The organism is Paenibacillus sp. J22FR21 (assembly GCF_056269135.1).
The window spans coordinates 323,641-338,134 of record NZ_JBWDNJ010000006.1; the positions used below are offsets into that span (position 1 = coordinate 323,641).

Below are 14,494 nucleotides of genomic sequence, written 5' to 3' on the forward strand. Positions count from 1 at the left end.
TCGTCCCTATCTGACTAGTATTGTCCCAAAATTCCGAGGCGAACACAAGGGCGGATCACGGAGTCTGCCATTCTAGCCTATGATTTCGGCAATTCGCTTGTTCACCGTTTCGCGTAGATCGAGCAGCCACTCACTCTCTGCAGGGTAGCTGCTGAACGTAATGTTGCCAATAAGTGCTTGCAGCTCATCCTTACCGCCCAACTCTTCCAGCAGTGCAAATGCTCTCATATCTTGCAGCGCCTCATAGAACACTTCCATGCGGATCGATTCGATCGGACCCTCTTCTCCCGGGTAGACAAGGAAGGCATCTCCCGATGGAAACGCATGGCCGGCATCCGTTGTTATATACGGGTTGATCGGCTTGATCGAATATTGGCTGTACCAGAAATTAAAGCCCCAATGCAGGAAGCCGGTGATCCCGAACTTGTGCATCTGCACGCCGAGGATCCGGTTTCGAGCTGATGGGAACGTGAAGAATCGGTTAGAGACTTCCTTGTATTGTCCGCAGCAATAGTACGTCCACAAGTCCGGAACGCCTGCTTCAAGGAAAGGCTCGATATGATTCGTCGCCGGTATTGGACGTGGAACAAGTCCGGATTCATAGAATTCATAATCGGACAAGGCATCGATAACCGGATACCCTTGCAGCATCGGTCTTAGCCAGTCGCTCGCTTGGCGATAATCCTCGAGTGCGCTCATGCTCGGCTCATCGGAAATGTGGAAGTAGACCTGGTTCTGCAAACCGCGGCCCTCCACCCACTTCAGCAGCTCCGGAATGAGCTGGCCCAGGAAGCTGCGATATTCCTCGCCGGAAGCTTCCGTATCCCAGCCGAAAATCCGCTTGTATTCGCCATTCTCATGAGCCATGATTTTAGGCGCGTGCTTCGCCCCCCACTGGGTATACAGATGCGAGAACTCGAAGTAACGTACGCCGGCAGCCAGACACATGTCCGCCCAGCGGTCCAGCTTCTCGAAACCAAACTTATACAGGTTGCCTGCCTTCTGGACATCCACCAGCTGTACGGTAGGACGCTCTCCCCCGACAGCCGTATCGAGCGGCGGCGTGAACAGCGGCGTCAGCAGCAGATTAATGCCATGCTTGACGGCCGTGCCGATGAAAGCTTCCAGCAAGCGCCAGTGTTCTTCGCTGAACACCGGTACGTTGTACTGCGTCGCAATACAATCGGTATGGAACCACTCGGTGTGGATCAGCTTCTGCTCAGGCAGCTCGCTCGGAATGACGGTGAGCGCGAAGCTCTCTTGAGCAAGCTGCTCCCCTTCTGAGGTTTCGAAAGCAATCGCAATTTCGAATGTGCCGCCCTGCTCAGCGCGATCCACTTCTACAGTTACCCACACGGAGCTCCACACATTCGGGAGTGCCGTCACACCATTGGCGATCGGATACAGCGGATCGGGAAATAGTCCCGGCGTCGCTTGGAAGATCCGCGCATCATGATCGGCATACATAGGCATTTCCGATGGAACAAGTCCGACGGAACGGATGGTGATTGTACTATTTTGCAGCTGGGAAGTGACAGTTAGGTTGATGTTCTTGCGCATCTGCGCACTGCGATAGGCTACTTGAAAGGAATAAACTTCACCCCGGAGGGCGCTGCCCTTCTGATATGCAGGCTCTTGGAGCTCGCCGTCCTGGGCGAAAATTTTGACGAGTGAGCTGACGCACCGCGTCTCCAGCTGGTTATGGTTTACGTTCATCGATACTTCCTCCTTGGAATAATTAGATGAGTACTAGCGTGCCAAATCGCTGCGGCTTATGAAAGTTGACCAGTCCCGTCGGCTGCCAAGCTTGATATTCCCGGATGCCATCCTGCCGTTCGTCGATCCGATAGAAGTTAACCCGCCAGCGGAGTCCGGCTTCCAGCGGCTTGTTGAACGTGCTCGCCGGAATACGGATGTCGTACATCCATTGTCCCGGTTGAACCTCGCTCACTTCGGTATGAAGCCCCTCAATGTCCCATTCCGTATCGATCCCAACCGAACCGCTGCCATCATTGGTAATCCGCGCATCGAATACGACGTTGCGTGGGCTAACCTCCAGCTCTATGTATTGGGTGCCGCTGCCATCCTCATCGATAAACACCTCTACCACGTCCTGATTATACAGCGGCTCATCGCGCTCGCTGTAGTCCGAAACAATGTGCTCATCCTCGCAGTGGAACTGAATCAGCAGCGCGTCTGCCGTCCATCCGCAGCGAACCTTCGTCCATTCCGTCGGTGCGCCCCCGCTTACCGTATCGCGCAATAAGATCCATTCGCTATCCATACCGTTAATCACACCGATTCGCTTACATGCGTAGACTTGCTGATCATTCGTGTCCATCCTGCGGCCCACCTCAGCTCCCCTGTAATCTTCCATACCTCTATCATCATCATAGCTAATCCCAATGCCGATTGATTTAGCATAAAGGGATAAAATTTAGACGATTCCGAGATCACGGGCATGCCGGCAGATGGGGATAAAAGCAAAAAACTCCCTGAGGGAGTTTGGGGTTTTCTCACTTGCTTAGCTAGAGCTGAATTCGGGATGCTGCTTCCTGCTGCTTGTAGCGGAAGAGGTGTAGAAGCAGAATGTGCCTCTGCCGTTTGTTTTGGCCTCATACATGGCTTGATCCGCGTATTGGAGCAGCTTGGTCCCATCCATGGCGTCATCCGGATAGATCGCGATCCCGATGCTGGCCGAAATTTGAATTCTTTTGCCGTCTACAATATCAAGCTGCCGAATGGCACCGATGAGATCAAGGGCCAGCTCCTCCGGCCGGATGTCGCCCACTGCTTCATCCACAAGTACGACGAACTCGTCGCCTGCCCATCTGGCGCAGGTGCCGTAGCCGCCCATACCTTTCTTCAGGAGGGCGCCAACCTCCTGCAGCAATCGGTCGCCCATTTCGTGGCCGAGTGTATCGTTAACTCGCTTGAAGCCATCCAAATCCATGAAGAAGACGGCAAAAGAAGTCCCTGCCTCTGCCGCTCTTCGCATCGCAATGCGAAGCCGCTCATTAATGTATCTGCGATTCGGCAGTCCGGTCAAATCGTCGTAGTGCGCTTTGCGCTCTTCATCGGTTCGATCGCCGAACGTGAAGAGATGACCATGCAGCAGACCGCCATCCTTGCTGATGATCGGGCTGACGTAGCATTCATAATGGCGCAGCTCGCCGCCTTCTTTATGGAAGGCAACACGCTCCCGGAACGGCTGCAGCCGCTGCTCAAAATATTGCTTGATCTGATCGCCAAGGCTGCCATAATCGGCCCGCATCTCTTTGCAATAGATCGCGAGCGACTGTCCGACGGATAGCTCTCGTCCGAACATCGTTTTGAATCTGCGATTGACGAAGACGACACGTCCATCGCTGTCGCACATCGCAATCGATTCGTGGCTGGATTCCAGCATCCGTTCGATGATTTTGTTCTGCTCGGCGATTTTCTGCTCACCTAGGCGGCTCTTCGCGAAGAGGGTTTTGTAGCGGCTCTCGCTGTCCGTTACTTGGGTGTAAAGCTCTGTCATTTTGTAATACATTTTCGTGAACTCGTAGATCATGCCTGCCAATACGATATTGGCGCAGATGAAGGTGTCCAGCTTCGAGACGTACCAGCCTACGCTGAATCGATTGCCGCCGCTCATATTGATGCCCACATCCAGCACGGTTGCAAGGAGCGCGACGCACAGCCAAGAGGAGGTTACGGTGCTCCCTTTGGTCATGTAATAATAGAGGGCTAGTGCAAGCAAGCTGATTACCAGCGTAGAGAGGCCGAATCCATACATGGCGAGCGGCGTGATGCGACCATGGTCCATTAGGATGGGAAGCTTGTCGTGCAGGGCCAGCGACACATACCCGATCCCCGCCACCACTACAAGCACCGCTGCTCCTGTTAGAATGGTCATGAGCCGCGCGGTTTCATCGCGAAGGCGCACCTGCTTATACTTGACCTCGGTGGCGATATGAAGCAGGATCGCGATGGGGAATCCCAGATGCCAGAGGGAATAGATATATTCGGCTGACTGATTGCCCCCAATGAGGAACCTCGGCTCTGGGCCAAGTTCCATGCCCGGCCCCGGACCTTGCATGATGGGACCCGGACCGAATCCATTGGGCGGTATGATCCCCGGAAATGAGAACACATATAGAATCGTCATGCAAGCCGAGTAGAAGTAGCCTCCTGCCAAGATGAGAATGGACGGGGAACGGCTGACTTTGAACTGGCTGTACAGAACGAACACCGTAACGAGCTCGAAGCAGATAACCGCCGAGCATAGTGCGGACAAGAACGCGTTATTATTGGGCACCATTATATGCGCAAACGGTATGGAAGCAAGCGAGGCAAGCGCTATAATCGCACCAACGATAAAAGCAAATCTGCGCTGTGAAGGGTTCGATTCTAACGTAAATAACGTATAGGCGAGCGTGCCTGACGATGCTGTTTTCTTCATGTCGACCTCCACATTCAATCTGTGGTGACATCATTCGACATCCTATCCAGAAAACCCTCTTTATGGCAGCTTGAGGCAAGGAGAGCGCATGAAGAAGGAGGAGAATTTGAGGGAAAACGGTGGGATGGGGCGAAATCCGGCGATTCCTCTCCTTGTACGGTAACTGGTACCTCTTTCGGGGCGTAGAACCATACATTATCTGTGAACATCAATGAAAAACCCCGGCACCGACTCATCGGAGTCGATAACGGGGTTTGCTCCTCGCACATTAATATAACACTAACGTTAACGTTATATTTTGGATCAAAAAAAAGGACCTATCATCAGCATTAATGAGCTTCTGCCTCATCCACATGCTTCAAGTGTTTGCGGTTCAGCCAGATGACGATAACCGCTAGTACGACGAAGCCGCCTCCGATGTAGAAAGGCGCGTGGAAATCAAACCATTCCGCGAATTTAACCGCATAGTAAGGTGCAAGCGCACCGCCGATGAAACGCAGGAAGCTATATGCAGCTGATGCCGTCGGACGTTCGACCGGAGCAGCGTTCATCACCGCGGTTGTAATGAGCGTATTATTATTGCCTAGGAACGCACCGGCCAAGATCACCATGGCGATAATGACTGACTTCTCGGTTGTCCAATAACCCATGACGAACAACGTTACCGCGAAGAGAAGGAGCTGCACGCACATGGATTTGACTGTACCATAGCGCTTCTGCAATTTCGGAGCCGTAACTACAGATGTAAATGCGAGCAGCAGTCCCCATCCGAGGAACACATAACCAAGGCCATGCACATCAACATGATGCAGGTGGCCAAGCACAAGCGCTGCGTAGACAAGCAAGGTGAAGAATCCGAAATTATAAAGGGCAGCCGAGATCCCAAAGATCAGCAGCGCGCGATGTTTGAGTGCACGGAAAGGATCCAGCAAGGAAACTTTCTTCTTAATCGGTGTCACTGCGGCAGGAGACTTAGCGGCCTTCGGCATCATGAACAAGATAAGACAGAACGCCAGTACCATTAACCCGGCAACGCCGTAGAAAGGACTCCTCCACGAAATAGCCCCAAGCTCTCCGCCAAGCAGCGGGCCTACCGAGATACCAAGTCCGACTGCTACTTCGAACAAGATGATCGATTTGCCGACGCCGACGCGGGATAACGAAACGATGGCGGACAAAGCGGTTGCGACGAAGAAAGCATTACCCAGTCCCCATCCGGCGCGCAGCCAAACGATTTCCATGACATCGCCGGCACTACCCGCGAGCGCGGAAAACACGGCAATGAGGACGATGCCGGCAAGCAGCATTCGCTTAATGCCGAGACGCGAGGAGATAACGCCCGTAATCAGCATGGCAACGGCCATGACCGCGTTATAGCTCGTAAACAGCAAGGTCAACTGACTGTCTGAGGCATGCAGCTGATCCTTCATCATCGGCAGAATGGGATCGACAAGTCCCAGTCCCATAAACGCAATGATACTTGCAAAAGCGATCGCCCACACGGCAATCGGCTGATTAAACATAGAGTTACTCTTCTGGGCACCCGGCTGCAAAGGGGCTTGCGGCGCGGCTTTACGTGCTGTATTAGGTGTTGACACTTGTACTCCTTCTTTCTACGTAGTGGTTTGATCCAGCGCGTCGGTTACGCGCTTCTTAATTTTAACTAATTCCTCGCGAAACTCCTTAATCTTCTCAAGCTTATGATCAATCATCTGCATCTGTTTATCGATCGTATGCCCTACCTCCATCAGCTGCTTCCGCTTCTGCTCCGCTTCCTCCGTTTGCCTGTAAGCATCGCGGTGCTGCATAAGCTGCTCACGAATCGCGACGAAATCGATAATTTCCTGCAGCGAGAAACCAAGCACATCTCTTGCGTTAATGATCTGCTTGAGCCGCTCGATATGCATACGCGTATATAACCGCGTTCCACCGTCGGTCCGCTCCGGCGAAGGCAGTAACCCAATCTCCTCGTAATACCGGATCGTACGTTTCGTCAAACCGCTCTCTTTGGCGACATCATCGATCTTGTAACGTTCTTCCATTGTGTTCCTCCTCCCGATCTTCGAATTAGAATGTTTCATTTGATTTCATCTTACTCTTTTTATAACGTTAACGTCAACGTTATATTTTAATTGTGAGTTGCTCGAGCGTTTGCGGTGAGAAACCTCATTTTCATACAATTGCGATTAATCACTAGGAACGTGAAGAGTGAATTCCATCCATATAGCCCACCAAGAGGTCTACATCGAAGCCAACAAAGTGAATTCCGTTCATGAATTCCACCCAGATACAAAAAAACCCGCTCGCAGCCTCATCCATTCACTGCAAACAAGCTTATATTGCTTTCCTATTGCACAAGTTTCCCGCTCCACGCTCCAAGACCGCCCTGTAAATGGGCGATCTGCGAATACCCGCCGCGCATCAGCTGCCTTGCTGCCGTCTTGCTGCGCATGCCGCTTCGGCAATACAGCAGAAGCTTCTTATCCTCCGGCAGCTCGCTGAGTCGCGACCCGAGCTGGGATAATGGAATGTTCCTCGCTCCCGGAATGTAGCCGCTCTTATACTCTCCTGCTTCCCTTACATCAATCAGCAGCATATCCGTCGATTCCGTCTCAAGCTCCCGGCGGAAATCCGTTGCCTGCAGCGTGCGGAGTCCTTTTACTTTGCCGAATCTCGAATACGCGAACCATACTACAACAACAACGAATAATACGTTAATCGCAATGTCCATAATCGCTAGCCCCCCCACTATTCTCTCGTCAGCTCGCCCGTCCAGCCCAATAGACCGCCTGACCGCCTGTCATGTTCACAACCGAGAATCCTCTCTCGCCCAGCAGCTCGCAGGCTAACCCGCTTCTTCCGCCGCCTCTGCACATCACGATGACCTCTCGCGCAGCGTCCAGTTCATCCAATCGTTCAATCAGCTGGCCAAGCGGAATGTGGACGGCGCCTGCCAGATGACCGGCCTCCCACTCGGCAGGCTCGCGGACATCCAGCATATAGAGACCTTCGCCAAGTCCGAGACGTTCTTCTACCTCCTGCGGTGTCATTTCTTTCGCCACTTAAAATCCCATTGGAACGAAATCCTCCCTTATGCCCTTATGACTATAATCATATACCCATATGGGTATGTATTGTAGACGACTGCACCTTCACTGTCAACGCGAAACAAGCCATGAACAGCCTCCAAAATTAGCAAGTTCACCTGTACGAGAATCTGAATCAGGAACCATCCGCTGGGCAACAATACCATTGAAGTTCACATCTACCTGCGAGAGGAGCTTGGCACTTGGACAAGGATTCAGATCAAACGCTCACGACCCGGCAGGGCCACCCTGTTACGGATAATCAAAATATACGTACGGTTGGCAGCCGTGGACCGAGCACGCTGGAGAATTACCATTTTATCGAGAAAATCACTCACTTTGACCGGGAACGTATCCCAGAGCGGGTCGTTCATGCTCGCGGCGCCGGCGCTCATGGCATCTTCGAGGCTTACGGCAAAGCCGGGAATGAATCGGTCTCGAAGTATACTCGCGCTAAGCTGCTGCAAGAGGCCGGCAAGCAGACACCGGTATTCGTTCGATTCTCCACCGTCATTCATGGCAACCATTCACCGGAGACGCTTCGTGACCCTCGCGGCTTCGCGGTCAAGTTCTACACCGAGGACGGCAATTGGGACATGGTCGGCAACAACCTGAAGATCTTCTTCATCCGTGATCCGCTGAAATTCCCGGATATGGTGCATGCGTTCAAACCAGACCCGCTCACGAACGTGCAGGATATGCAGCGGTTCTTCGACTTCGTATCCCTCACGCCGGAAGCGACGCATATGATTACGTTCCTATTCTCCCCTTGGGGCATACCCGCCAACTATCGGCAAATGCAGGGCTCGGGTGTCAATACATACAAATGGGTCAATCAAGACGGCGAAGCCATGCTCGTGAAATATCACTGGGAGCCCATTAAACAAGGGATCAAGAACCTGCTGCAGCGCGAGGCCAACGAGATACAGGGCATGAATTTCAACCATGCCACTCTCGACTTGTACCAAGCGATTGAGGCTGGGAACTATCCGGAATGGGAGCTCTGTGTGCAGCTGATGACGGATGACGAGCATCCGGAGCTGGATTTTGACCCGCTTGATCCGACTAAGCTGTGGCCGCCTGAGCAGTTCCCTTTCCTACCTATCGGCAAAATGACACTGAACCGCAACCCCGAGGACTATTTCACCGAAGTGGAGCAAGTGGCATTCGGTACCGGGGTGCTTGTGGACGGTCTAGACTTCTCCGACGACAAGCTGCTGCAAGGCCGAACGTTCTCCTACTCCGATACGCAGCGTCACCGGGTGGGAACCAACTACTTGCAGCTGCCTGTCAATGCACCTCAGACGCATGTGGCGACCAATCAGAGCGGCGGACAAATGCAATATCGTCCCGACCGCTCAGCCGGGCAAAATCCGCATGTGAACTACGAGCCATCCTCCATGGGCGGATTGCAGGAGGCGGCACGCAGCGGCAAAGACCATGAGCCGCATTACGAGGCGAAGCTGATGCGGCAGAAGATCGAGCGGACAAACGACTTCAAGCAAGCCGGCGACACGTTCCGCGCCTTCGAGAGCTGGGAGCAGGACGAGCTGATCGACAATCTGGTCGGCGCGCTGTCCGTGTGTAAGGAGGATATTCGCTCGCGAATGGTCGGATATTTCGCGGAGGCCGACGCCGGCTACGGGCAACGCGTCGCCGAAGGGCTGAAGCAATCCGATGGCCGCAACATCGCAAGCGGTCAATCGCGGCCGGAGAAGGCCGTTGATCAGGCGAAGCAAGCGGGGCACGAAGTGGACCCTTATTAAACAAATCGATAAAAAGCCGCAAGCGTGATGCTTGCGGCTTCTTTCTTGTATAAGTGCATTATTCTTCTTTGTCCGGCAGTTGACTCACATAACTGTCCGATAAGTTCAACAGCTTCAGCGTACGATTGTATTGATCCTCTGTAGCCCCTTCGCCATGCTCGGTCTCGCTGTTATCGCGGAGCGAGTAGTTCGTGCCATCCGTATAATCTATGCCCGGCAGGAACATATCGTCATCCGTAATGACGGAGCCCGACGGCAAGAAATGACGCATCGGCAGCATGTTGGAGCTCTGGTTCAACAAATCTTGGCCAAAATAAATCTGATCGGTTAATGATACACCCAGTAAGTTCGCGGCCGTTGGCAGAATATCGATCTGACCGCCGGTTTGTTCCCTCACGGAAGGAGTCGTCACGCCGGGAGCATGAAGAATAAGCGGGATACGGAACATGTCGGTATACCCGTATTCATGGCCAATCATGCCGGCCACCAAGCTCTTCTCGTCGCGATCAAGCGAGTATAAGGACAACCCTTGATGGTCACCGTAGAACAGAATGACACTGTCATCCCATATCCCCCGCTGTTTCAAATCGTCAATGAACTGTCCAAGCGCGTAATCGGCATAGTTCTGGGCATGAATATAGTTACCGACGATGGTATCGTCGAATGCTTCCGGCAGCTTCATTTTGTACTTGGACTCCGGAAGATTAAACGGATGGTGGGCGCTCATCGAAATGACTTGCGCATAGAAAGGCTGTGCGCCTTCATCCAGCTTCACCAATTCATCAATCGTCTTCTTATAAAGCACTTCATCCGACGAACCGAAGGCAATATGATCCTCGTCACCGTAGAAGGATTTGTCATAATAACGATCCCAACCGATTGCTTTGTACAGCTCTGTCCGGTTCCAGAACGAGACATCGTTCGTATGGAACGTCGCCGTCGTGTAGCCATTGGCATGCAGCAGCTTCGGCAAGCTTGGCAGCGCCTTATCCACGTTATGATCGGTTGCAGCTTCATGCTGAGGCACATAGAGAGACGTATTGACCACATATTCTGCATCCGAAGTGGTTCCTTGACCTACCATCGTGTAGAAATGATTAAAGTGCATGTTCTCCTGCGCCAGCTTATTCATATTCGGCGTTACTTCTTGACCGTCAATCTTGAGGCCAATCAGGAAATCCTGGAAGGACTCCATCTGCACGATAATCAGGTTCTTTCCTTTGTTAGCGCCAAAATATTGCGGCTGTGGCTGCGGCTGCACCGTGCCTTTCAGCTCATCGATCGCGCTCTGCGTAATGTCAGCCATCGGCACGGCCTCGTCATCTTTGCGGCTATCAGCGAAGATCGTGTAGATCTCGTAGTTGAGCAGTCCCATCTCTTCAGCCTGCTTATTCTCGTTCATACTGGCACGGTTCGGCCAAATGTTCAGCAAACAGAGCAGCGAAGACACGATGAACATGATGGTTATGCCTGTTTTCCTCACAGGTCTCATGCTGACGCGCTGCTGAATATGTTTATGCTTCGGTCTCCATAAGATAAAGGCCAACACGGCGATATCGAGGAAGATAAACAAGTAGTACGGATCAAGCAGCGAGTACGTACTCTCTCCAACCTGCGCGACTTTACCAGCCTGGGCAAGTGCGTGATACGTAACAATAATGCCATAATATTTGTAGTACATGAGTACAGTAAAATAGAGCAGCGTTAGCAGTAAATTGACGATCATATAGTAAAGCATCTTCCGTTTGCCCGCCAACCATTCGATTAGACAGAATACCACCCAGAAGAACGGAATTTCCGTTACGAGCGTCATCCAGGACGGCCCTTCGTCAAACACGACCGACCAGGCCAGAATACCCTTCACCAAGAGTATGATTGTAAAATAAAAAAATCTGCGATTAAGCAGTCTCATCAATGGAGACACCTTCAACAACTCCTTCCCCGGCAGCAAGCCCTTGCTCTTGCACCGGACGTTCCTTGTAGTTATACCTGCTAGTTGAGCAAATTGTGTTCCGCCGATCCAACCACATGTGCGAGTTCAAACAGATGCAAACTAGGCGGCTTAGGAAGTATGCCGCAAACCGTCGCCATCATGCCCGGCGCCAGCCCCCGGCCAAAGGCGCGAAGCACCTCTTGCTTGCGGAACATCGCTTGAAAATGTTTCCGGCTCTCGAATTGGCCGACATGAATAGCCTGTCGATTATCGCGGCTGACCAATAAATTCGTCGAGATATATCCAGGCTGCTTGCGTACATACGGCATCGTGCGCTCGAAATTCCGAATCATGACTTCGCGTTTGCCCGGCGCAAGCTGCACGATATTTAAGAAGTACAAACTTGCCATCCCTTGTCCTTGCTCTGTCTTGGAGGAGGGCTGCGATGCGATATGATCGCTGTACTCTACCGTATAACGATTCGGACCCGAGGCTTCCCCCGCCTGTGCATCGACAAGCGCAAGTGAAACGACATGTTTCCCCCGTGTACCTCGCAGAACACCGCCGCTCTGTACGGCTCCGTCTTGCCATACCCGTTCCATTGCCGATATGGCATGGTTCACTTGTTTCAGCTGCTTGTGCCGGCCTGCAACTTGAAACACCTTAAGTCGAACCAATGCGCCAACTGGCGATGGTGAATGTCCTATATGGTTTAACGCAACAAACTCCGACTGAGTTTCATTTTCCATCATTGCAGCGTTCCTTTCACGTAATTGCATGTGAAATTTATTACGTACTGTAGTATAGTTGTATCATGCAACTATGTCTAATCGTAATTATACAAGGTATTCAATAGCTGTCAATCGGTCTATCTCTTCCACTTGCACGGCTTATATTGAAAGCGATATGCTGGAATAACATGATTCACAACCTAGAGAAACGGTGATCCGACATGAACATAGATCCAGACCATTTGCATCGAATCGAGCACGAAATGGCAATATTCATGCGTCGAGCCGAAGCTGCCCGTATCGCTTATTTTAACAATACCGGGCTTGATCGCTCTACTTATTTATTGCTGAGACGGCTGATTGACCATGGACCCCTTGGTATTAAGGCCCTTGCCGACACCTTTCAATTAGATATTTCGACAGCCAGCCGGCAGACCGCTTCGCTTGAAGCAAAGGGGTATGTGGAGCGAACGGCGGATCCGAAGGACGCCAGGGTCAGCTTACTCCAAGCCACTTCCTCAGGCAGCGAGATGCTGCTCAAAGTGAGGCAGCTGCGCCAAACCTTTTTTACGGATGTGCTGAAAGATTGGACAGAGGAAGAATCCGCCTTGTTCGGTGAACTGCTTGAACGGTTTAATCGGACGGTGGAGAATCACTTGAACGATAGCAAATGCATGTAAGAAGAGAGGGATTCGTCTATGAAGGATAATACGAAACGTTTCTCGGATCGCGTGGAGCAATACGTGAAGTATCGACCAAGCTATCCGGCTGCTGCTTTGGACTTCATTTATAAGGAGGGCTCTCTAGTACCGTCCTCTGCTATTGCTGATATTGGGTCAGGTACAGGGATTTTCACCCGGCTGCTGCTTGAGCGTGGCAGCAATGTCGTGGCCGTGGAGCCCAATACCGAAATGCGGCTTGCGGCAGAGGATCTGCTTGGCGGCTATGATCGGTATCGATCCGTCGACGGTTCGGCGGAAGCGACCACGCTGGGCGATGACTCGGTGGATTGTATCGTATCGGCGCAAGCCTTTCATTGGTTCGAGCCGGCATCGACCCGATTGGAGTTCCGCCGCATTCTGCGCGCTGACGGCCATGTCGCACTGATTTGGAACACCCGCCTGATCGATGATCCTTTTGGAGCTGACTATGATCAACTTCTCTTACACTACGCACCGGATTATAAAGATGTGAACCATAGGCGTCTTCATCACGAGGACTTTGCCTCCTTCTTCCGGGATGGAAGCTATAAGAAAGCGGAGTTTGCGAACAAGCAGCTGTTTGATCTGGAGAGTCTTAAAGGCCGGACCCTCTCTTCCTCGTATGTCCCGCTTCCGGGATCGCCTAGCTACGAGCCTTATATGGAAGCGCTTGAGGTATTGTTTGCCAAACATCAGCAAGACGGCGCAGTCAGCTTCCATTATACAACGGAGATTTATTTCGGCATGGTATAACGGTTCGGGTGTTGTACCTCCGCAACCCCGCGATGAGCGCATGCTTGGTGGTATTCACATGCTTGGTCGCATTCGCATGCGAACGCTAACGGTTGTGACAGTGGCTATTTGGCATAAATTTACCCATTTTATTTTCTAACGGTTGCCAGCGGGCTTATTTGAACATTTTCCGCTAGAAAACGACCATTTTGCTGCAAATAACCTCTCTCACAACCGCTAGAGTTTTAAAGTGGCTTATTTGCATGAAATAGCCATTCTGACAACCGTTACACGTTTATTCTTGTTTGATAGACAACAAAGTCGCTGCCCGAGTCTTTCTCGGGCAGCTTGGGAGCCACTGCTGTGGCTCTTTGTTTTTTTAGTAGGGATTTATGCTATAATCCCTATATCATTTTCTTACAGAGGAGTTACGTCACCATGAGAACACTTGTGATTGTCGCACATCCTAACATGCAGGAGTCCCGCGTCAACCGGACGTGGAAAGAACGTCTCGAGTGTGAGCCCGGTATTACTGTACATGACTTATACCAAACGTATCCGAATGAAATGATCGATGTCGAGAAAGAACAGCAGCTTCTGCTGCAGCATGACCGTATCGTGTTCCAATTTCCGTTTCACTGGTACAGCACGCCGTCGTTGCTTAAGAAATGGCAGGATCAAGTATACACCTACGGCTTCGGCTACGGGACAGGCAATCAACTGAAAGGCAAGGAGTATGTGCTGGCCATTTCCGTTGGCCGTGCTGAAGATTCCTATCGCCCGGATGGCGAAAGCCTCTACACGATGGAGCAGCTGTTGCTGCCGCTTCAAGCTACGGTCCTGCTCACCGAGATGAAGTATGTTCCGCCTTTCATGGTGTTCCATGCGCCTCGTTTGACCGATGAAGAGCTCACGCAAAGCGCGGACAAGCTGGCTGCCTATTTGACGGCACCTGTTGGCACTTATGCTGCTCGCTAGCGAGCTAAAAAGGCTGAACCGGAGAAATCCGGTTCAGCCTTTTTTTGATTGGAGTTGCAGCAGAGGTGGGCTGGGGGAATGGCCCGGCTGCTGAGAGTGGCGCGGAAGCTGAGCGTTACG

Annotated in this window: 13 protein-coding genes; 4 read left to right on the forward strand and 9 right to left on the reverse strand. The window is 52.0% G+C overall.

The features are described from left to right. Positions 1-72: 72 nt before the first annotated feature. The 7 genes from AC0YNS_RS22380 to AC0YNS_RS22410 form a co-directional block, all read right to left on the reverse strand. Complete coding sequence (locus AC0YNS_RS22380; protein ID WP_475783170.1) at positions 73-1,716, reverse strand: DUF4091 domain-containing protein; 1,644 nt, start codon at positions 1,714-1,716, stop codon at positions 73-75. A gap of 22 nt (positions 1,717-1,738) precedes the next feature. Further along, positions 1,739-2,341, reverse strand: a complete 603-nt coding sequence (locus tag AC0YNS_RS22385) for a carbohydrate-binding family 9-like protein (RefSeq protein WP_475783171.1) — start codon at positions 2,339-2,341, stop codon at positions 1,739-1,741. Positions 2,342-2,524: 183 nt separating this feature from the next. Then, on the reverse strand, positions 2,525-4,447 hold the full coding sequence (locus AC0YNS_RS22390; RefSeq protein WP_475783172.1) for a diguanylate cyclase domain-containing protein: 1,923 nt from the start codon (positions 4,445-4,447) through the stop codon (positions 2,525-2,527). Between the two features lie 329 nt (positions 4,448-4,776). Continuing rightward, positions 4,777-5,970, reverse strand: coding sequence for an MFS transporter (locus tag AC0YNS_RS22395; RefSeq protein ID WP_090980665.1), 1,194 nt, complete (start codon positions 5,968-5,970; stop codon positions 4,777-4,779). 90 nt (positions 5,971-6,060) lie between these two features. After that, complete coding sequence (locus tag AC0YNS_RS22400; RefSeq protein WP_475783173.1) at positions 6,061-6,489, reverse strand: MerR family transcriptional regulator; 429 nt, start codon at positions 6,487-6,489, stop codon at positions 6,061-6,063. A gap of 305 nt (positions 6,490-6,794) precedes the next feature. Beyond that, positions 6,795-7,178: a rhodanese-like domain-containing protein gene (locus AC0YNS_RS22405; RefSeq protein ID WP_475783174.1), complete on the reverse strand. Its 384-nt coding sequence runs from the start codon at positions 7,176-7,178 to the stop codon at positions 6,795-6,797. A 28-nt stretch (positions 7,179-7,206) separates the two neighbouring features. Further along, complete coding sequence (locus AC0YNS_RS22410; RefSeq protein WP_475783175.1) at positions 7,207-7,497, reverse strand: rhodanese-like domain-containing protein; 291 nt, start codon at positions 7,495-7,497, stop codon at positions 7,207-7,209. Between the two features lie 239 nt (positions 7,498-7,736). Between AC0YNS_RS22410 and AC0YNS_RS22415 the strand changes: the two genes are divergently transcribed. Then, positions 7,737-9,299: a catalase gene (locus AC0YNS_RS22415; protein ID WP_475783176.1), complete on the forward strand. Its 1,563-nt coding sequence runs from the start codon at positions 7,737-7,739 to the stop codon at positions 9,297-9,299. A 58-nt stretch (positions 9,300-9,357) separates the two neighbouring features. Here AC0YNS_RS22415 and AC0YNS_RS22420 read toward each other — a convergent pair whose 3' ends face one another. Together AC0YNS_RS22420 and AC0YNS_RS22425 are read right to left on the reverse strand one after the other, a co-directional pair. Continuing rightward, positions 9,358-11,211 carry an LTA synthase family protein gene (locus AC0YNS_RS22420; protein WP_475783327.1) on the reverse strand — a complete coding sequence of 618 codons (1,854 nt, stop codon included), beginning with the start codon at positions 11,209-11,211 and terminating at the stop codon, positions 9,358-9,360. 80 nt (positions 11,212-11,291) lie between these two features. Continuing rightward, positions 11,292-11,984 (reverse strand): antibiotic biosynthesis monooxygenase family protein, encoded by a 693-nt coding sequence (locus AC0YNS_RS22425; protein WP_475783177.1) that lies wholly within the window; start codon positions 11,982-11,984, stop codon positions 11,292-11,294. A 200-nt stretch (positions 11,985-12,184) separates the two neighbouring features. On the opposite strand from AC0YNS_RS22425, the gene AC0YNS_RS22430 reads away from it, so the two are divergent. The 3 genes from AC0YNS_RS22430 to AC0YNS_RS22440 all read left to right on the forward strand — a co-directional run bounded on the left by AC0YNS_RS22430 (position 12,185) and on the right by AC0YNS_RS22440 (position 14,374). After that, positions 12,185-12,643 (forward strand): MarR family winged helix-turn-helix transcriptional regulator, encoded by a 459-nt coding sequence (locus tag AC0YNS_RS22430; protein ID WP_475783178.1) that lies wholly within the window; start codon positions 12,185-12,187, stop codon positions 12,641-12,643. Between the two features lie 18 nt (positions 12,644-12,661). Then, positions 12,662-13,417 carry a class I SAM-dependent methyltransferase gene (locus AC0YNS_RS22435; RefSeq protein WP_475783179.1) on the forward strand — a complete coding sequence of 252 codons (756 nt, stop codon included), beginning with the start codon at positions 12,662-12,664 and terminating at the stop codon, positions 13,415-13,417. Positions 13,418-13,834: 417 nt separating this feature from the next. Continuing rightward, positions 13,835-14,374 (forward strand): NAD(P)H-dependent oxidoreductase, encoded by a 540-nt coding sequence (locus AC0YNS_RS22440; RefSeq protein WP_475783180.1) that lies wholly within the window; start codon positions 13,835-13,837, stop codon positions 14,372-14,374. Positions 14,375-14,494: the final 120 nt, after the last annotated feature.

Bases quoted from the DNA above. Each gene is read 5' to 3' on its own strand.
- AC0YNS_RS22380 (WP_475783170.1), bottom strand. From the start codon at position 1,716: ATGAACGTAAACCATAACCAGCTGGAGACGCGGTGCGTCAGCTCACTC.
- AC0YNS_RS22385 (WP_475783171.1), bottom strand. From the start codon at position 2,341: ATGGACACGAATGATCAGCAAGTCTACGCATGTAAGCGAATCGGTGTG.
- AC0YNS_RS22390 (WP_475783172.1), bottom strand. From the start codon at position 4,447: ATGAAGAAAACAGCATCGTCAGGCACGCTCGCCTATACGTTATTTACG.
- AC0YNS_RS22395 (WP_090980665.1), bottom strand. From the start codon at position 5,970: ATGTTTAATCAGCCGATTGCCGTGTGGGCGATCGCTTTTGCAAGTATC.
- AC0YNS_RS22400 (WP_475783173.1), bottom strand. From the start codon at position 6,489: ATGGAAGAACGTTACAAGATCGATGATGTCGCCAAAGAGAGCGGTTTG.
- AC0YNS_RS22405 (WP_475783174.1), bottom strand. From the start codon at position 7,178: ATGGACATTGCGATTAACGTATTATTCGTTGTTGTTGTAGTATGGTTC.
- AC0YNS_RS22410 (WP_475783175.1), bottom strand. From the start codon at position 7,497: ATGACACCGCAGGAGGTAGAAGAACGTCTCGGACTTGGCGAAGGTCTC.
- AC0YNS_RS22420 (WP_475783327.1), bottom strand. From the start codon at position 11,211: ATGAGACTGCTTAATCGCAGATTTTTTTATTTTACAATCATACTCTTG.
- AC0YNS_RS22425 (WP_475783177.1), bottom strand. From the start codon at position 11,984: ATGATGGAAAATGAAACTCAGTCGGAGTTTGTTGCGTTAAACCATATA.
- AC0YNS_RS22430 (WP_475783178.1), top strand. From the start codon at position 12,185: ATGAACATAGATCCAGACCATTTGCATCGAATCGAGCACGAAATGGCA.
- AC0YNS_RS22435 (WP_475783179.1), top strand. From the start codon at position 12,662: ATGAAGGATAATACGAAACGTTTCTCGGATCGCGTGGAGCAATACGTG.
- AC0YNS_RS22440 (WP_475783180.1), top strand. From the start codon at position 13,835: ATGAGAACACTTGTGATTGTCGCACATCCTAACATGCAGGAGTCCCGC.